The 18,950-nt window shown below is 56.4% G+C and carries 14 protein-coding genes; 1 reads left to right on the forward strand and 13 read right to left on the reverse strand.

Annotated elements, in window-relative coordinates:
- Positions 1-4: 4 nt before the first annotated feature.
- Both ACFPQ4_RS14780 and ACFPQ4_RS14785 read right to left on the reverse strand, forming a co-directional pair.
- Positions 5-961, reverse strand: coding sequence for an ROK family protein (locus ACFPQ4_RS14780; RefSeq protein WP_378112640.1), 957 nt, complete (start codon positions 959-961; stop codon positions 5-7).
- A 24-nt stretch (positions 962-985) separates the two neighbouring features.
- Positions 986-2,725: a class I mannose-6-phosphate isomerase gene (locus tag ACFPQ4_RS14785; protein ID WP_378112641.1), complete on the reverse strand. Its 1,740-nt coding sequence runs from the start codon at positions 2,723-2,725 to the stop codon at positions 986-988.
- A 157-nt stretch (positions 2,726-2,882) separates the two neighbouring features.
- Here ACFPQ4_RS14785 and ACFPQ4_RS14790 point away from each other — a divergent pair, with 157 nt between their 5' ends.
- Complete coding sequence (locus ACFPQ4_RS14790; RefSeq protein WP_378112642.1) at positions 2,883-3,782, forward strand: helix-turn-helix domain-containing protein; 900 nt, start codon at positions 2,883-2,885, stop codon at positions 3,780-3,782.
- Positions 3,783-3,855: 73 nt separating this feature from the next.
- Here the strand turns inward: ACFPQ4_RS14790 and ACFPQ4_RS14795 are convergent, their stop codons facing one another.
- The 11 genes from ACFPQ4_RS14795 to ACFPQ4_RS14845 all read right to left on the reverse strand — a co-directional run bounded on the left by ACFPQ4_RS14795 (position 3,856) and on the right by ACFPQ4_RS14845 (position 18,940).
- A complete protein-coding gene (locus ACFPQ4_RS14795) occupies positions 3,856-6,444 on the reverse strand; it encodes a glycoside hydrolase family 38 N-terminal domain-containing protein (protein WP_378112643.1) in 2,589 nt (862 codons plus the stop codon).
- 21 nt (positions 6,445-6,465) lie between these two features.
- Positions 6,466-7,419: an ROK family protein gene (locus ACFPQ4_RS14800; protein WP_378112644.1), complete on the reverse strand. Its 954-nt coding sequence runs from the start codon at positions 7,417-7,419 to the stop codon at positions 6,466-6,468.
- Positions 7,420-7,468: 49 nt separating this feature from the next.
- The gene (locus ACFPQ4_RS14805; RefSeq protein ID WP_378112645.1) at positions 7,469-8,911 is read right to left on the reverse strand and encodes a DUF4185 domain-containing protein; all 1,443 of its coding nucleotides are present in this window, start codon (positions 8,909-8,911) and stop codon (positions 7,469-7,471) included.
- 14 nt (positions 8,912-8,925) lie between these two features.
- Positions 8,926-11,280 (reverse strand): discoidin domain-containing protein, encoded by a 2,355-nt coding sequence (locus ACFPQ4_RS14810; RefSeq protein WP_378112646.1) that lies wholly within the window; start codon positions 11,278-11,280, stop codon positions 8,926-8,928.
- A gap of 30 nt (positions 11,281-11,310) precedes the next feature.
- Complete coding sequence (locus ACFPQ4_RS14815) at positions 11,311-12,216, reverse strand: carbohydrate ABC transporter permease (protein WP_378112647.1); 906 nt, start codon at positions 12,214-12,216, stop codon at positions 11,311-11,313.
- A gap of 77 nt (positions 12,217-12,293) precedes the next feature.
- The gene (locus ACFPQ4_RS14820; protein ID WP_378112648.1) at positions 12,294-13,664 is read right to left on the reverse strand and encodes an ABC transporter substrate-binding protein; all 1,371 of its coding nucleotides are present in this window, start codon (positions 13,662-13,664) and stop codon (positions 12,294-12,296) included.
- Between the two features lie 112 nt (positions 13,665-13,776).
- Positions 13,777-14,613 (reverse strand): carbohydrate ABC transporter permease, encoded by an 837-nt coding sequence (locus tag ACFPQ4_RS14825; RefSeq protein WP_378112649.1) that lies wholly within the window; start codon positions 14,611-14,613, stop codon positions 13,777-13,779.
- A gap of 325 nt (positions 14,614-14,938) precedes the next feature.
- Positions 14,939-15,994 carry a DUF4432 family protein gene (locus tag ACFPQ4_RS14830; RefSeq protein ID WP_378112650.1) on the reverse strand — a complete coding sequence of 352 codons (1,056 nt, stop codon included), beginning with the start codon at positions 15,992-15,994 and terminating at the stop codon, positions 14,939-14,941.
- A complete protein-coding gene (locus ACFPQ4_RS14835) occupies positions 15,987-16,877 on the reverse strand; it encodes an SMP-30/gluconolactonase/LRE family protein (protein ID WP_378112651.1) in 891 nt (296 codons plus the stop codon). Before ACFPQ4_RS14835 ends, ACFPQ4_RS14830 begins: the two co-directional genes overlap by 8 nt.
- A 26-nt stretch (positions 16,878-16,903) precedes the next feature.
- Positions 16,904-18,118: an enolase C-terminal domain-like protein gene (locus tag ACFPQ4_RS14840; RefSeq protein ID WP_378112652.1), complete on the reverse strand. Its 1,215-nt coding sequence runs from the start codon at positions 18,116-18,118 to the stop codon at positions 16,904-16,906.
- An 18-nt stretch (positions 18,119-18,136) separates the two neighbouring features.
- Entirely contained in the window at positions 18,137-18,940 is an 804-nt protein-coding gene (locus ACFPQ4_RS14845) for an SDR family NAD(P)-dependent oxidoreductase (RefSeq protein WP_378112653.1), read from the reverse strand.
- Positions 18,941-18,950 lie beyond the last annotated feature (10 nt).

An 18,950-nucleotide genomic window follows, 5' to 3' on the forward strand; every position in this document is an offset into this window, starting at 1 on the left:
AGGTTCATCCCTCCGCTCCGGATACGGCCGCTGCCTGCTCGGCCATGAAGGACATGCCGAGAAGCGCCGATATTTCAGGGTCTTCGGCGACGGCGAACCGCGGCTTGCCCCAAGGCGTCCATGCTAGCGCGCCGACTCGCTCTTGCAAGCGAGGGAGCAGCAGCTCGGAGGACTTCATCAATCCACCGCTCAGCAGAACGACTTCAGGATCGTAGGCATGCACGAGATTGACGATTCCCGCGCTCCAATGACGAATCAAATCCTCCAGCAGCTCGGAAGCGAATACGTCTCCGTCCGCGCTTGCCTTGATTACCGCTTCATAGCCCCACTCCCGGTCATTCGCCAAGCTGCTATTGGCGAAGCCGGGCAGCTTGGAGGCCCGAATCGGAATCGCCCAATGGCTAGCCTGCGCTTCCACGCAGCCTACGTTCCCGCAGGCGCACGGTTCTCCTTCTAGATCCGTCGACAGATGGCCGCCGAGAATACCGGCTTGATGATGACGTCCTCGCAGCACCTGTCCGTCCATTAATGCAGCCGTTCCGATGCCGGTTCCGAATATGATAAGCACGGCATCCTTCTCGCCTTGCGCGGCCCCATAGGCGGCTTCCCCGATGAGAGCCGCCCGAGCGTCGTTCTCCACGGCGATCGGCAATCCGAACTCTTCCTTCGCCCAACGGGAGAAATCGAAACCGATCGCGTCCGTATATTTCTCGTTAATCGAGGTCAGCGTCTTGCGGCGTGAATCCACGATTCCCGGCAATGCTATTCCAATGCCGACGCATTGCGACAGCTCGGCGCCGACTTCGGCCAGCAGCTCCCGTACGGAGCGTGCCGAATCGGACAGACGGGCGAGCAATCCCGAATCGGACCACGCGGGAATGCTCGACTTCGCCAGAAGCTTTCCATCCTGTACTAGCCCGACTTTAATGTTCGTTCCGCCAAAATCGATCGTGACATTCATGAAGAAACCTCCTTTCGACGATCGTTAGGTTCTGACATACGCTTTGATCGTTCCCAGCTTCTTCTGCTCGCCCTCTCCGATTGGTCGGATCGTATAGGCGCCTACCGCCGCCGGTACGATGAACGTCTCCGCGTAACGGATTACGAACGGCTCGAATGCGTTGTCGGGACTTTCCACGACCGCCTCTTCCCCTTCGACCAGATTCAGCATATGGAAGCCCCCTTCCGTGTGGTGGGGTACTTTGTCCGTAAACCAGTGGCGTCTCGTCTCGATAAATTCGAGCTCGTGAAGCCCTGTCCGTTCTTCGGTCCAGCCTATCCCTCCCGTGACCGGTTCCTTCCGGTCGACCAAGTTACGTTCGACCCACCCGGTACGGCGGCTCCAATCGATATTCTTTTTACCGTGCTCCAGATGAACGGGACGGGGTTTGCCGTCTAGCCCGAGTCGGTCCCAATCCCATAGCTTGAACGTGAAAATATAAGGAGTAGCGCTAATTTCCAGCACCATCGCATCCATCCCGGAGCAATGAACCGTTCCAGCCGGAATAAGGAAGTGATCGTGCTTGCGCGCCGGAAATTGATTGATGTATTTATCCGCCGGGAACGAGAAGCCGCCTTGTTGGGCTTGTTCCAGATCGGCGATCATTTCCTCGGGAGCCGTATCGTCCTTGCACCCCAAGTACACGGTCGCGCCTTCTTTGGCGTCGAGAATGTAGTAGCTTTCGTCTTGCGTATAAGACATTCCGAATTGATTTTTGATATAGTCCGTCTTCGGATGCACCTGCAAGCTCAAATGCTGGCCGCCGATCGTATCGAGAAAGTCGAAGCGGATCGGGAATTCGGCGCCGAAGCGCGCGTACACTTTGTCGCCCAGCAGCGCTTGCGGCTCGAAGAATACCAGGTTGATCGAAGGAAGCTCTATTCTCGTATCGCCGTACAGGAAGTAGAGGCTATTCTCTTCCGGTACGCCGTCGAAGCCCCAAGCATAGGGATGCTTAACCGGCTCCAGTCCGATATGCTCCTCCAGCCAATGACCGCCCCATACTCCGGGATCGAAATAAGGAACGAGGCGGAACGGCCGGCGCGACGTCTGATTCAAGCCGTCGAATAGCGCTTCGCGCGTGAGCATTCGAGGATCGTCTTTCCGATGCGTATCCAAATAATAGTCGGCCGTAGGCAACGTCTCGCGCTTCAGCCTGTCCGCCGCGCGCCATTCAATGAAATAACCGCGCTTGTATTTCCGCAAAATCTCTTCGCCATTGTTGTCCGCCCGCCAGTTGCCGAATTCCCCGGTGCGGTATCGGAGCTGAATTTCCCAGCGCGCTAGGTCCGCGTATACGTTAACATCGCCGCGACCGAGCAGCGAAGCGCCGAAGCCGATTACGATAACTACCCCTTGCTCCACGCCGTTAACGTTGCGCTTCATTTGTTCCAGCAGCGCCTGATCGTACCATTCGCCGATCGTGAACGGGGCGAGATAGCCAAATACGCGGTCATCCGTCAAATAACGCTCGAGCAGCTCGTTCATTCGCGCGGGCTCTAGCGCCGCCTCCTCCGAGCGAATGATCAAAACCGGTTCAAGCGAACCGAGTCCCGCCACGATTTCTTCGATCCGGACGCCTGGATAAGTCTCGACGACGACGACCGTTTTTTCCCGTTGCCCAATCCGATCGCACAGTTCCCCCGCGATCGCGGAATATCCGTGCCAAACCTCGTCGTTCCGTCCGTTAATGCGAATAGTCGGTTCCTTATCGTAAGAAGGCAAGGCAAATCTCTCCTTTTGGGCGATTGTATTAGTTACCTTCAGTATAGAAAAAGACAGCCCCTTAGTCTTTTCAACTCGAAGACGGAGATTTATAAAAAGTGGACACCCGGACCGAGCTATAATAAGATGAGGGTATTCTTATCGGGTGGTGCACAACATGGATTTCTCACAACAAGAGCTAGATGCCGGCAATGCCTTACTTAACCGCCACGCCGCTAATGTACGGGGACGCGAGCTGTCCTTTTACGTCCATTATTGGGGCGGCGAGAAGCGCCTTTATACGAACCATTTGCACAAGCATTCGTTTTTCGAAATTTGTTACGTCGCCGAAGGCGAAGGCCAGTACGAGGAAGGGTCACGCACGGTTCCGTTAACGAACGGTACGCTGTTTATGTCGAGGCCTAACTTGAAACATCAGATCCTCAGCGACGACGGCTTGAACATTCTGTTCGTCGCGTTCGAGCTTATTCATTCGGAATCCTCGGAAGAAGCCATAGTCCGTTACAGCAGCCTTGAAAAGTCCGAGTCGTTCTTGATCGAGCGCGCCGCGCAGCATCCCTCCGTCATCCTCTGGCAAGCGTTGCTTAAGCAAGCCGTGGCAGGCTCGCATTTCATTCAAGACGGCATTGTCGGCTTGTCCGGTGCGCTGCTCGCCGCTTTCGAGGGCGCGTTCGCGGACGAGCGCACCCGCTCGAAGCAAGCCGCATCGTCGGCTTCGTCGTCGACGCTCGTCCATCGCGCGAAGCTATTCATTCGCGATAACTTGTCCCAAGAACTATCGCTATCCTCCGTGGCGGACAACTTGCACGTTTCCTCGCGACACCTGTCCCGGTTATTCGCGGAGGAGCTTGGCCAGTCCTATTCGAACTACGTGCGCCAAGAGCGCATCCGGCAAGCCGTCGTGCTCCTTTCGTCCACCGACCTATCCATCAAAACCGTAGCGGAAGAAACCGGCTTCGATACGGTGCACTACTTCACGACCGTGTTCAAATCCGAGATGGGCGAGCCGCCCGGGCAATTCATTAAACGCCTTAAAGAGCAGACGGATATATTCTGATCTTGTCGTCCCCTCATTGCCAAAAGCCCGTCGGCGAATTCCGCCGACGGGCTTTCATTCATTCTATTAGTCTTTAAGCGCGAATCCGAATTGTCGCCCATTCGCCTGATGCTAAGCGTCCGAGGGCTTGTCCGCCGGACACGTCCAGCTCCTCGATCGATTCCTCGAGCAGATTGGCGCTCGAAGCGCCCTTGAGCGCGACTCCCGGCAGTCCGATGGAGAAAGTCGTCTCCAATGCGGTCGGATTGTGCAGGCGGACGATCAAGCCATCGCCGTTCTCCGCCGGTTTGACGTAAGAAGTTACGACGCCGTGACCCGACACTTCAAGTAACGTGCCTTCTTTCTCCGCTTTGCAATGGATGGCAGGGAACATTTGCACCGGCAAGGATGCCTCTGCGCCGCGGCCGATCATCTCGATCGGATCGAAATTGCCGAACGGATAGAGCACGTATTTCAACGTCAGCTGACCCGGCTGGGTCGCTTTGAAGTTCGTATCCCAATAGTTGTTCAAAGGCCACGCGAGCAGCAGCGGATTTTCGTTCCGCGGAATTTCCTTGCTCTCTTTGCCGAAGTTGAAGTCACCGATTTGCACGAGCGGCGCGTCAGGGCAAGCGAGCGTCACGCCATGCTTACCGTCGAACACAGATACCGCGCGGTCAACGGTTACCCAGTCGCGGGAAACGCCCGGCAGCTGATCCTTGTCCAGACGCACGAGAGCATCCGCACTATCGTACACCGCTTCCCATCCGGCTGACAGCTTGAGCGGAAGCGCGAAGTAAATCGACTCCGGCGCTTTCTCGTCCTTCTTGTCGAGTACGGCGATCATTTCGATGCCCGGCTTGTTTCCGAACAACGTAATACGTTGTTCCAATCTTTCGACGCCTGGCGCTTGCCAGACGAGCGACAACGTAACGCCGCTGTCGTGACGATCCGCTTGCAACGAGATGAGCTTCTCCGCCCCGCGGCGATCAGCCGTCCAATCCCGCTTCCAGCAGCTGATGCTGTAGTTACAGCTATCGACGTCCCGATGGAACAACGACTCCCGGTGACTTCTTTGGTGCAACGGATTCGGCGTCTCGCGGACGTATTGGAACAACGTCCACTCGCTAGACGTATCGATCATTTGCCAGCTTGTCTTCTTATCGACGAGTCCGAGCAGTCTGCCCGTATTCCCATCGTAAGTTAGCGTATAGAAAGGCGTGTCGATCAACCCGTCTTCGATACGGATATCCGCATCCGCGGCTTTGGCCGTCGAATTCGCGAGCGGGACGATTTTGTAGCTGAACGGTTTCAGCTCCACCGTACCTCTGGACGGCATCGTCCAATCCGTATCTCCGTTGTTTTTGTGGAGGTGGAACCGGGCTGCAGACGTATGGCGGCCTCCGTGGAACCAATCGTCCCCAGCTCGAACGTCGACCGATTGCGGGAAGCCCGACGGATTAACGAGCAGCACGCCTTCCGGCGGACCGGATTGCAGCGGGTTGCCGGACAACGTCTCTAGCTCGCGGTTAAGCAAATAGCCGCTTAAGCTGTTTGCCAAGAAGGCATAGTGCGCTTTATGTCCCCATAGTACCTTCGTATATTGCGCGTTCGGCTGCGAAATCGAGATATTCGCTCCCCAAGTATGCTCGTCGTATAGTTGGACTTGCTCCCACGCCTCGCCGTAAGCTTTCGCTTCCCGCTGAGACAGAGGCCCGCGGAATGCAGCCACGAACTCCGCGCTTTGCAGGCTCGTCTTCGTCCGGCGGCTAAGCCGCGTTTCGTCCGCAGAGCTCGCGGCTCCGAAGTTCCAGAAGTCGGTCCAATCCCCGGCGTACGTTGGCACTTGCTCGGAAGGCAACCTCTTCAGACGCTCAAGCAGCATCTCCGGCGTGACCATACGTATTTTCGGTCCAAGGTTATCCTCGTTCCATTTGCGGATCATGGCGAGCAGGTGCTGGTCGGGCGGCGTATTGTCGAGCATCGGGCTATTCGTCGCCGACAAATAGATGAAGTCGTAACCGTAGTTTTGCTTGGCCAGATGGTCCATATAGCGTTGAAGTCCAGCCTGCATTTTGCCCATATCTTCGTCCCAGAGCTCTCCGAACTGCGTGAACAGAGAGTAATGCTCGCCATGGAACGTCAGCAACTTCTTCTTATTCGGCGCTTCCCAATGGAACGCTTGAGGGCGAGGAATCGGAATGCCTCCGAAGTGGGTGTTGATGCCCGTCGTGTACAGCTCGACGCCGGCATCGATCATAAGCTGACCGAACATCCACGGCTGGCCGTTAATATCATGGTTGATCGCCGTCCGGATAGGAACGCCGAACCGTTCGCGCAACGCCTTAACCGGATACAGGGAACGGGCGATCTCCTCCGCGGAACAGAGCGGTGTGCTGTGCATGTAAGTCGCCGTCAAGCATATTTGACCGCTGCGCACGAGCTTTTCGAATCTGGCGACTTGCCGTTCGTCGGCTTGCTCGAGCCAGTTCAGGACCGGGGAGGTTGCCTCGCAAGTCCAATAGAAGCGATTGTCAGGCGCTTCGCCGGAAGTCGCCTCGCACAAGTCGATCGCTTGGTCTATATACGTATTTTGCAGCTCCCATAACACGGGTTGAGGATGCGTGTAGCCGACATCCAAATGGCTATGATGATAGACGAGAATTTCTTTTATGTTAGACATGAGATCGCCTCGTTTCCCGGTCTAGGCTTCGCGCGCCTGAGATTTCGCGTATTTCTTCTGTTCGAGCAAGCGGGACACACCCGCGAACGTGCTGACGGAAGTCTCGTCGGTCACTTCCAACACGACGTTATAAGGTTGCAGCGCTTCCTGAATGCTATCGATGAATAATTCTTGGCTCTTCACGATTTGACCGCCGATGACGACGGCATCCGGCCGGAAATCCTGTATGAACGGCACGAGCATTTCCGCTACGGACTCTCCGAACCGTCGGAATACGCCGATCGCCTGTTCGTCGCCCGCCTTCGCGAGCTCTGCCGCAAGCTTCACGTCGAGCTCTGCGATCTCGAAGCCCGCTTCCTTAATGAGGCGAACGATGCCCCGTTTGGAAATATAGTCGTCGACGATCGACGCGCGGAACGGTCGGTTGTAGATCCAACCGTTCTCTGGAACGTCGCCGCGGCTCTTGACCAGTTCCCCGTTGTCGAGGAACGCGGAGCCCGCGCCGGTACCTATCGTGACGCATAGCGATTTGTCGTATTTGCCGGCTTTGCCGATCGCGTATTCCCCTAGCGCGAATAAATTCGCGTCGTTCTCGAATACGATCTGGAAATCCTCCGTCATCCGACGGGCGAAGATGGGATCCCTTTCGAGCCTCGCCATCAATTCACGACGCAGATTTACGCCGTAAATGCTCTCGAACTTATCGACGCCTTGAATATAGCTGATTCCGTTGTCATAATCGAACGGTCCGGGAAAAGCGAATCCGATGCCTTCGATCCGGTATTCCTTATCGATGATCCGGCTCGCCTGACGTCTCGCCAAATCGACGATATGCGTTAATATCTCTAACATCGAAGCCTTGGATTTGGAAGGGTAGATCATATACGTATCCGGTACGACTTGGCCTCCGCCGTTCAGTACCGCGGTTTTGATATAAAGTCCGCCGACGTCGAAGACGATCGCGTAACTGTTCATGCTTATCTTCTCCCTGCTCGGCTATGTCGGTAGTTAAAGCTGCTGGGTCTCACGGAATTTGCCTTAAGCGTACGAATCTAGGACGATAGATGCTTCCGTAAGCCATGTTCGCTTCCATGCTTGTCGTATTCACGTTATAGCTGATGAGCAGCTCGCCAGGGGCAGACAAATGTGGATGGCCTTTGGCGTTGTAAGTGTAAATGCCGCGGCCTTCTTCGGATTCCGGACAATAATAGAGAGGCGTGCTTGCTCCGAAAGGACCGACCGGGCTATCCCCGGAATAGATGGCTAGACGATTTCCCGTTGTTCCGCCAAGCTGGCAAAGGACGACGTATTTACCGTCCAGCGAGCCGCCGGTCATCCGGGATACGCTCAATTCGCATGACACTTCCGGCGCGATCGGAGCGCAATCTTCTTTGCGGTCCGTCCACTCGCCGCCGTTCCAATAGGTCCATTGCCCGATGTCGGCCAAGTCCTCCGGAAGGACGCGCGCCGCGACCAGCTGATGGATACCGTTATGTTGCAATCCGTAAATATAGACGTATCCGTCGGGTTGAGGCACGCCGGCCTCCGCCGTATTCGGCATGATCGCAGCTCCGAAATAAGTCGTGTGGCCGCCGGCGGACTTGAAGTACAACGGCGTATCCGTCTGTTTGACCCGCGACAAATCCGGTCCGGCCGCCGTAAGCGGCGCGGTCACATGCGTTATGCCGTGCACCGCGAACTGGAACCCTTCCGGACCGTCCGGATCGTGACCGATAATCAACGGAAACCCATGATAATGACCACCGATGGAAGCGCCGTCCTGAAGCCAATAATACGTATCGTGATGGCTCGTCGCTTTCGGCGTCGTCGGAACGATCGCGCTTAGCGGATCGCCGTTCTCGCCTTCTCTCCATACAAACCGAAGCTTCTCCGGGTCCGGCTCCGCGCCGTCCATTATGCCCAGCGTATTGTTCAACATCGCCGTAGAAGGATCGCGCGCATCCGTGCGTTCATCCACGTTGCCGACGAATGTGTCGCCGAATACGAATACCGTCGTCGTGCGTGCCGCGGTTCCATGAGCCTCGACGCCGTTAACAGGGATAGAATAAATGCCGTCGCTGCCGCTCCAAGACTGCTTCTTGTGAAACAGGTTCGTCCATTCGTCCGCCGGTTCGACCGCAAAGCCCGAATCGGCGATAAATTGAATGTCCGTATCGGGTAAGGCAGCAACCGGCCCAGACACCCGGACGTATCGCGCTTGTTCGCCGCAGGATCCGCCAGCGATCGCGGGTTTCCAGTCTTTGCCGTTAAGCGAATACTCCCACTGTGAATCGTTCGCACAATCATCGCCGACAATCTTACCGTTCAGAACGATGCTTGCAACCGCGTAAGTCCCCTCGAAATCGAATCTCGCATTGCTTGTTCCGTCTCCGTCGATACGACGAGCGGGAATACGATCACCTTTGCTATGCGGCCTATCCGCCGCTGTTGTCGCTGTATCCTTCAAGCTGATCTTCTCCTCTATTCCGGAACGATTTCCCTGATTCTCAGCCAGCGCGGACGGTAAATGTTCGCGTTCGCCGAGGAAGCCATCGCGTCGGTCGTGTTGACGTTGTACGAAACGAGCAGCTCACCTTGCTGCGATAAATGCGGGTGTGCTTTCGCATTGTAAGTAATAATGCCGTGACCGTCTTCTTTCTCGGCCGTATAGTAGAGCGGCGTAAGTTGTTCGAACGGGCCGAACGGGGAGTCCCCGGCCGAATAGGCGACTTTGCCGCTGACCGAATCCTGCTCGCATACGACGAGATACTTGCCTTTCCATCGCCCTTGCGTCATCGGAGTTACGCTAAGCTCCGGAGATACGCCGTCCAGCAAAGGCGCCGACTCTTCGATTCGCGGCGACCAATCGCTTCCGTTCCAGAAGCGCCAGTCCGCGAACGATTCGAGCTTGTCCGGCGTTGTCCTCGCAACCAACATTTGCTTCTTGCCGTTGTTCTTATCGTTGATATAGCCGTAGACGTATAAGAATCCGTCCGGATTCGGAGCGCCAGACGCTACCGTGTTATCGGTAATGCCCGCTCCGAACACGATTTCCTTTCCAGCGGGCAGTTCCGCGTAGAGCGGCGCGTCCACCTGCGTTTGCTTGCCGTAATCCGGGCCGTCCTCGCCTAGCGGAACCTTGATCATCGAGACGCCCTTGATCGCAAATTGGAAACCCGCGGGCTGCGACGGATCGTTCGCCATCAGAATAGGAAACGCGTACAACTCGCCGTCTTTCGCTAAGCCGTCCTGCAGCCAGTACCAGCTTCCCGGCAACGTCTGCGACAGAGGCGTGTGCGGGGTGAACAGGGACAAGTCTGCCGATTTCGGCGCCACGTCGAAACGAATAGCCGTCGGATCCGGCTTCGAACCGGTAAGCAAGCCTATGGAGTTGTTCACGATGCCGCCCGACTCTCGGATACCCGACACTCCGTTTACCCGGCCGGCGAACGTATCGCTGAACTCGAACAGCGTGCGTGACGACTCTCCGAGCTTGCCCGGCTGATCGTAGCCGTCCAACGGGATGGAGAAGATGCCGTCCGCTCCCGTCCAGGCTTCGAACCGGCTGAACAAGCCTGTCCATTCCGGCGCGGGTTCCGCCGCGATGCCCGCATCGCTGTAGAACCGCAGCTCGCTAAGCCCGTAATACAGCCGTCCTTGCCCGTCGGCCGCGCCCCAGTTTCCTTCGCCGGCGCCTCCGATAGGCTCGAGCTTGACGTACCTTGCTTGCGCTCCGCCGAATGTGACCGCAACGCCATCGTTACCATCCAGATTCGTTGCTTTCAGCTTCCCGCTTCCGTCTGCTCGCGCGAATCGATACGGATACCCTTCGCCCTTCAGCTCGGCCCACGAATGGCCGTCGATCGAATACATAATCGAGACATCACGCATGCCGCGGTCCGACATGTCGCTGCCGTCCGCTCCGGCGCCGTTGTAATTCCAGACGCGCATTTCGCCAAGAGGATAAGTACCTCCGAGGTCCACGGTCAACGAAGGCGCGGCCTTCGGGTCCGATGCGGTCAACCACATCGTGTTCGCGTCATTGCCATGCACGTCTTTAGAGTCCGAGACGCCATTCATGCCATAATGGTTGATCACGTTCTCGGGATGCGATAATCCGGCTTCGTCGGCAGGGAACTCCGTTGCGGCGAGCGGATCGATCTGTCCCTTATACACGACTTCCCGGGAATAGCGATACAATCTAACCTCGCTCAGTCCGAACGTCCGCTCGCCGGATTCGGACCAATTCCCTTTGCCCGCCTTGTCGTCTGCGACGAGTTTGACGTATCGCGCGGGCGCCCCTTCGAACCGAACGGGAGCCTGCGCTCCTCCATCTTCGAGGTTAGTCGCGCGCAGCGTATCCGAGCCGTCCGCTTTCGCCAGTCGGAACGGATACCCGTCGCCTTTCCATTCGTCCCACGTTTGTCCGTCGGTCGACATATAAATCTTAATATCCTTTAAGCCGTTTTCCGGCTGTGCATTGTAATTCCACACCCACATCTCTCCGAGCGGCTCTACCCGTCCGAGGTCTAAGACGATGCTTGCCGATTGCCCTTCCGCAGGGGAAGCGCACCACATCGTCTTGGCATCGTTGCCATGAGTGTCCGCTTTGGCTTCGGAGCCGGACATGCCCGCCCGATTCGCGACGGAAGCCGCATTGCATTCCGGCTGCGTATCGCTTGCCTCGACCGCCGCTTCAAGAATGGCTCCGTAATTAGCCGCGGCCGCATGCTCTTCTTCTTCGGAGCCGAGCGTCCGGATTGCCACGACGGAGGCGACCGCCACGACCGCTGCGGATATAGCTAACCGGGCAGGCCAACCTAATCGTTTCTGCATCCGGAATCCCCTTTTCCGGTCTTCGACCGCTTATTTTTGCTCGCCTTCGTAATACACCCAGCGCTTGCTCGTCACGAACACGACTAGCGTCAACGCCATCGAAATGAGCAGCAGCACCCATGCGAGCGCGGAAGCATAGCCCATCTGCAAATCTTTGAATGCTTTGTTGTACAAGTGGAACGCATAGAACAACGTCGAGTTGTTCGGGCCGCCGCCCGTCATGATGTACGCTTGTAGGAACACTTGGAAGCCGCCTAGAATACCCATGATCACGTTAAAGAAGATCGTCGGCGACAGCATCGGAATCGTAATCGTCCAGAACTGCCGGATACGTCCGGCTCCGTCCACGGTCGCCGCTTCATATAAGCTGCGCGGTACGCCCTGCAAGCCGGCCAAGTATACGATCATGCTCCCGCCGACCGCCCACAGGTTCATGAGAATCAACGAAAGCTTAGACCAGTGCTCGTCGGTCAACCAGCCTGGGCCGATAATGCCGAAGTGGGATAGGAACGTGTTCAGCAATCCGAAGTTGCCGTCGAGTATCCATTGCCAGAGTAACGCTACCGCGACGCCGGATACGACGCTCGGCAAGAAGAAAATGGTGCGGAAAAGGCGCATGCCTTTTATTTTCTGATTCATAAGAACCGCGATTAGAATACCTACGATCGTATTGAGCGGAACGCTGATCACTACGTAATAGAGCGTGTTGTACAAGCTTTTGAAAAACAACGGGTCTTGCGTAAAAATTATGCGGTAATTGAGCAGGCCGATCCATCTCGGCGAGCTGAACATGTTATACGAGGTGAAGCTGAGATAAAGCGAATAGGAAATCGGAAAAGCCATGAATACGAGAAATCCGATCAAGCCGGGAGAGAAAAATAAATAGCCGTTAAGCGCTTCCCGGGTACTCATTTTCATCGGTCGTCTTTGGCGCACGGCGAATGGCCCCCTTCATTGCGGTTAGAAGCATCTGCCCGTAGGGAGGGCGGATGCTTCTAGCCTTAAGTTACAGCTTACTTTTGCGTCTTGCCGAAGTTCGCTAGCGCGTCTTCCGCGGCTTTTTGCGCATCGTCAAGCGTTTGTTGCGGATCTTTACCGGAGTTCAGTACAGCTTGCTCAACCGGGTCGAGGCTTCCGTGCCAAGACGGCATTGCTTCGATGTACTCGATGAAGTGGGACACTTGCATTTGGTCTACGATCAGTTTCCAATTCGGATCTGCCATGAATTTCGGATCTTGAGCCGCCTTCATATTGGAGACGAGAGAGCCGGAAACTTCGTGGATTTGTACTTGCACTTCAGGGCTCGTCATGTATTTCATAAGTTCCCAAGCCGCAGCGGCGCGTTTGTCGTCTTTGTTGTTCGTTAGCTCCAGGTCGAAGCCCGCGGACCAGCTTGCCGGCGTGCCGTTGTTAGGAATCGGAGCTACGCCGAAATCCATGTCCGGAGCGCGCGTCTTGATGTCTTGGTACAGGTTGTTAACGTCGACGACCATAGCCGCTTTGCCTGCGATGAACGGGCTGAAGCCGAGCGCGCTAGCTTGTGAGTTAAAGGCAGCCATCGCTTTCACGCCGTATTTGTCTTGAATTTTCTTCTCCCATGCGAGCGCGGCTACGTTCTCTGGCTTGTTGAACGTCGGCTTGCCTTGGTCGTCCCAGAAGTCGCCGCCGTTCGCCCATGCCAGCGTCCACAAGTGCAGGTTGCCGATCGCCGGGGAGAAGCCGATGACATCTAGCATCTTCTTGTCGTTCCACTTCGTGAGCTTGTCGGCATATTGCTCAAGCTCGTCCCACGTTGCAGGCGGTTTGTTCGGATCGAGACCGGCCTCGGTGAACATCTTCTTGTTGTAGTACAACACGCGCACGTCCGTGTCGTTCGGCATGCCGTACATTTTGCCGTCTACTTTCATCTTGTCGACGAGCAGCGGGAAGTAATCTCCCGTATTCAAGCCGGATTTGGCGATGTAGTCGTCCACGCTTAGAATGGCGCCGGCTTTGGCGCGCGTCGGCAACGTGCTCGTATCGTTCAACGCCAAGTCCGGGCCGCTTCCCCCAGCCATGGACGTGGATAGCTTCGTCCAGTAGTCGAAGAAGTTAATGCCGAGCTGTTCGACCGTGATGTTCGGATGCTGCGTATGGAAATCGGCGAGCAGCTTGTCCGTCAAATCTTTCATCGGACCATCCGTATAGATGTGCCAATAAGCAATTGTGACCGGTTCCGCGTCTGGCGTAGTGCTCGCTGCCGCGGACGACTGCGCCGCTGTTGCGCTTGGGGATGGAGAAACTGTTCCGGTGCTGTCATTGTTGCTCTTACTAGAGCAACCCGCGAGCGCGGAGGAAAGCAAGATAACGGATAGCATGAGGGAAAGGCTTGTTGTTTTTTTCATAATCGATTTGACCTCCCGAATTTGAATGCTGATTAATTTGCTGTATCCAGTTCTTCTCGTGATGCCGCTAGCTGGTTAGCGCCGCATCACCCCTCTCTAGTAATTGATTGCCTTAACCTTTAACGCCGGTAAGCGTGACGCCTTCGATAAAGTACTTTTGGAAAGAGAAGAACAGGGCGAGCGTCGGCAGCATGACGAGCACCGAAGCCGCCATCATAACGTTCCATCTCGTGCCGAACTGCTGTTGGAAACCGCGAAGCCCGAGAGCCAGCGTGAATTTATCCGGATCGTTCAAATAGATGAGCGGTCCAAGGAAGTCGTTCCACGTCAGCGTAAAGGTGAAAATACCGAGCGTTGCGAGTGCCGGTTTGGACAGCGGCATGAAGATGCGCCACCAAATGTACACTTCGCTGCAACCGTCGATCTTGGCCGCTTCGCTTAGCTCTTTGGGAATCGTCATGAAGAACTGCCTCATGAGGAAGATGTAAAAGGCGCTTCCGAAGAAGAACGGGACGATCAGCGGCAAGTAAGTATCGATCCATCCGAGCTCCTTGAACAGGATAAACAGCGGAATCATCGTAATCTGCGTCGGCAGCATCATCGTGGACAGCATAACGATGAACCATGCGTCTCTGCCCGGCCAGCGCAACCTAGCGAATGCATACGAGATAAAGGAAGAGGACAACAGCGCCCCGATCATCGACATCAGCGTGACGAACACGGTGTTCATCGTATATCGGAAGAACGGAAACGTATGGACGGCTTTCGAATAATTGTCCCATTGGAGCGGATCCGGGATCCATTTCGGCGGCATATCGAATATTCCGGCGTCTGCCTTAAGAGATGTCGATAGCAGCCATGCTAGGGGCATAAGGAATACGAAGCAACCCGCGAGCAGCAACACGTATACGATAATGCGAACTTGCCATTCATTGCGTTTCAATGCCATGGTTACTACCACCTCGATTTCTGGTTGTATCCGTTTTCAATTACATTATTAGTTTAGAGCTTTTAGCGGGTTATCGTCTTTTGGATAACGTGACGCGTTTTTATAATTTAGAGACATGCTCGGACGCCCCCATACATTAATCCGCTCGGCTAGTCGACGTTGACCAGGCGCGGTTCGCATGCGGTACCCCGTAAAATATCCACACTTGGCACGAGGCTTATTCTAATTAATTGGGTTGCGCTCCATTCACTGCATGCACAAAAAAAAGACCCCTGCCGCATCCTGCAGGAGTCTAAGCGTCGCTATTCCATTACCGGCGAGCGTATTATTCGGATTTGCCGGGAGTCACGGCCATTCGGAAGCTTTGCGTCTCGAAGGGGCCGATCGCTGCCGCCGACCCGTTGCGAATCGCCGCTTCCAATCCGTGGGTCGGATAGCTGGAGAACGGCTCAAGCCCAATATTGTAATGCCTGCCGTACCAAGGATAGCCTTTGGTGGCGCCGAATTCCTGCCAGTACCACAGATAAGGAAGCTTGTCCGCATCCCATTCGACTTTGACGGCAGCGCCTAGCGTAGGATTGGATACCCGATACCATGCGCAAGGCGGGAAATTCGTTAAATACACGATGTCCGTCGGGGTTCCGACGGGCGGCAGCGCGGATAGATCGACGTTGTCGCCGCTGCTGATGCCTGTCGCGTAAGGCCATGCGTACTTCGCCGAAGCGCGTTCGACTCTTCCTCCCGGCACGGCAGCGGCATCGGGCGCCTCCGTAAGGATTTCGACCCGGTCCGGCATTTCGATCCGGCATTGTTCGTCGAGAAAAGGCTTGCCGAATACGAGATGCTGGCCCCACATATAATGCAGCGGTTCGCCGCTAAGATTCGTCAGCTCTTCCTCGATTGACAACGTCGCGCTCCCCTTCGAGAGCGACAGCACCTTCGACAGGCGGAATGGAACCTTCTTCGTGCGGACGATAAACCTTACGGAGATCCGTTGTTCCGAATCCTCGACGATCTCATAATCCCAAGGCATGTGCGCCACTTCGCCGTGCTGCCCGAACTGAGCGCCAAGATAGGCGCTGGTCGGTCCCCCGTTCGGGAAAACCTCCTGCCAGCCTCCCGGATAATAATCGATGAATGCCGCGATCGGATCGGCCGAGGTCGACAAATACTCGTTCGGATTTTGCACGCCGTTGGCCGTCAGCCACATCAGATCGAGATCGAGCGGCTTATATACGAACTCGTAAATTTCCGTGCCTTTATCCAAGAGCAAGGAAATGCGCACCAAATCGTTTTCCAGCACGATCGCGCGCATCCCGAAGTACGAGTACTGATCGTGAATGCGGCATCCATAGTTGCGCTGCGGGCGATACTTATTCAACGGCCGCCGCCCCCTCGATTCGGGTAATATGCCAGCGCCCGAGGTTAGCGGCGTACAGATCGTTCCCGCGAACGGCGCAGTTGGTCGGGTGGCACAGCGTATGGGCTTCCGGATCGTAATAAAGCAGCTGCAGCCCTTGCGCGTCCGTGTATCGGTAAATCAGAGAAGGCTCATAGCACGAAATATACAGAACGCCGCGTTCATCCAGCGTCAATCCATCCGGCAGCGCGTCCACCTGGCATACGGCTTCCTTCGCGCCCGGCGAACCGTCCGGCTTAATCGGAATTCGGCTGATCGTGCGCCCGAACGTCTCCGCGACGTATAATGCATCGCCATTCGCCGACAGCGCCAACCCGTTCGCGAAATGCAGCGGCTCCTCGTACCAGAGGCCGCCCTCCCCGGTCGCGAGATCGAATCGCCAGATGCCGGGTCCCGGCTGCTTCGGATCATAGCTATCCGATACATACAGCCAGCCGTTGCGCGCGTCTACGACGGGAACGTTCGGAATGCGGATGCGGTTGCCTCTTCCGTCGCCATCGGCGAACTTCGCCAACGTCCCGTTCGACGGATCGTATCGGAATACGGCGCCATGCTTGAGATCGCACGAATACAGTTTTCCGTCCGCATCGAATGCAAGACCGAGCGTAAAGCCGTCGGTCGAAGCCATTAACGCGATGTCGGAGCCGTCCGCCGCGATGCGGAAAATTTCTCCGCGTTCGCCTCCGCACCAGATGTTGCCCGCCGCGTCGAAGGCTAGGCATTCAGGATGGTTCAGCTGCGGATCCGTGAAGATCCCATCGAAGAAGATGATCCCTCTATCTTCGGGAAGCAATGCCGGTTGGCCGTTCCAGGACGGATGCCTCAATGAATTTATCGTTGCCATGCGCCTTCCCCTTTCGTTGTATGGAATTAGCGATGATCCGCCCATCGGTCGTTCGGCACGAGAGGGAACCATTCAGGTCTGGACGGATCGCGGTCGTATGGATACCCGCCCAGCTTCTTATACAGCTCCGCGTACTCCGCCAGCTTGTCCCGATTAAGCGTAACGCCGAGGCCCGGCCCTTCCGGAACGCGAATCGAGCCGCCTTCGTACGTCATCTTCCCGCCCTCTATAATATCGTCGGTCAGTTGATGATAATGCGCGTCCGCCGCGAGCGCAAGATTCGGAACGACGGCGCCGAGATGCAGCATCGTCGACAGCTGGATGCCGAGCTCGCCGGAAGAATGAACCGCAATGCCCGTCTGGAACGTTTCGCACACGCCCGCCGCCTTGATGCAAGGCCGGATACCGCCCCAGAAAGTGGTGTCCAGCAAGATAACGTCGATCGCCGGATCCAACACGTTCGCAGCCAGCTGCTCGAAGTTGACGACGACCGTATTCGTCGCGGTCGGAATTCTGACCATCGAACGCACGCGGCGCATACCGTTAAGCCCCCAGGTCGGATCCTCGAAATAGTCGTTGTTCAGCCCCTCGATCGCTTGTCCGAATCGGATCGATTGTTCCACGCTAAGCGCGGCGTTAGGGTCGTAACGTAGCCGATCCTCGGGAAAAGCTTCGGCCAGCGCGCGGTAGCACTCCAGCTCGTAATCCGGATGGAATACGCCGCCTTTCAGCTTGTGCGTCGTGAACCCGTGCTCTGCCTTCAATGCGCGCGTATGCGCGATCAATTGCTCGACGGTACGGATTTCGCCTTCGCCCTTCTCGTTAGGCAGCCGGAAGAACAAATAACTCGCGAATGGCACACGGTCGCGGACTTTGCCGCCGAGCAGCTTATAGACGGGAACGCCCAGCTTTTTGCCCATCAAATCCAGACAGGCGAATTCGATCGCCGCATGCAGCTGGGTGCGGTTATTGTACAACGATGCAGTCGGATTGCAAATTTTGTAGCGAAGCTCCTCCAGCTGAAACGGATCGTGTCCGATCAAGTACCGCTTCAGTCCGGCGAACGCCAGCTCGGCGCTCTCGCCGCCGCCGCCCATCTCTCCCAAGCCGGTCAACCCTTCGTCGGTATCGACTTCCACGATCGTTCTGACGAATCTGCCCCAATGCGCGCCGTTGCTATGGCGCAGAGGCGCCTCTAGCGGCACGGTTACCGTCGTCGCTCTGATGTCCGTAATTTTCATTCGTATGGTCCCCCCGTGTTATTCCGGTAAATGAACGCCGAGCGCCGCCAGCATACCGCCGTCGATTTTGTAATCGCCGCCCGTAATGAAAGCCGCCTTGTCGCTCGCTAGAAAAGCAATTAATTCAGCGACTTCCTCGCCTTTCGCCACCCGTCCGAGCGGATGCATTTTCCCCCAGCTGTCCAGGGTTTGCTGTTGCGTGCCTTCGCCCTTGAATAGGTCGGCCGACCCGCGCAGCATCGGCGTATCGACGGAAGCCGGACAGACGACGTTAACGCGAATATTGTCCGAAGCGTGATCGAGCGCCATCGCCCGCGTCAGGGCATTGATGCCCCCCTTGCTCGCGGTGTACGCGGCTACTCCTTTTTGCGAAGCGTATGCTTGCACGGAGGAGATGTTAACGATCGCCCCGCCGCCGCGCTTGCGCATCTCCGGGATCGCGTATTGGCTAGCCAAATAAATCCCCTTCAGATTAACGCCGAGCACCTCGTCCCACACCTCTTCCGGCGTTTGCGTCACGTCTCCGTAACGCTGAACGCCAGCGCAGTTCGCCAAGATATCGATCCCGCCATGACGCGAAGCCGCAAAATCCATGAGCTCTCGCATATCTTCGGCATGGCGGACATCAGCGCGTTTAAAATCCGCAATTAGCCCGGCTGCTCGCAATTCGGCTGCAACCTGCTCGTCTCGCTCGTTCGGCGAACAAATGACTACGCTTGCCCCGCCTTGCGCGAGTCTTCTCGCGGCTGCGAGTCCGATGCCTTGGCTCCCCCCGGTTACGACCGCCGACTTGCCCGTGAAATCGTCAACTCGTTGTACCACTAGGCTCCCC

This window comes from Cohnella yongneupensis (assembly GCF_042655785.1).
Lineage (GTDB): Bacteria > Bacillota > Bacilli > Paenibacillales > Paenibacillaceae > Cohnella > Cohnella yongneupensis.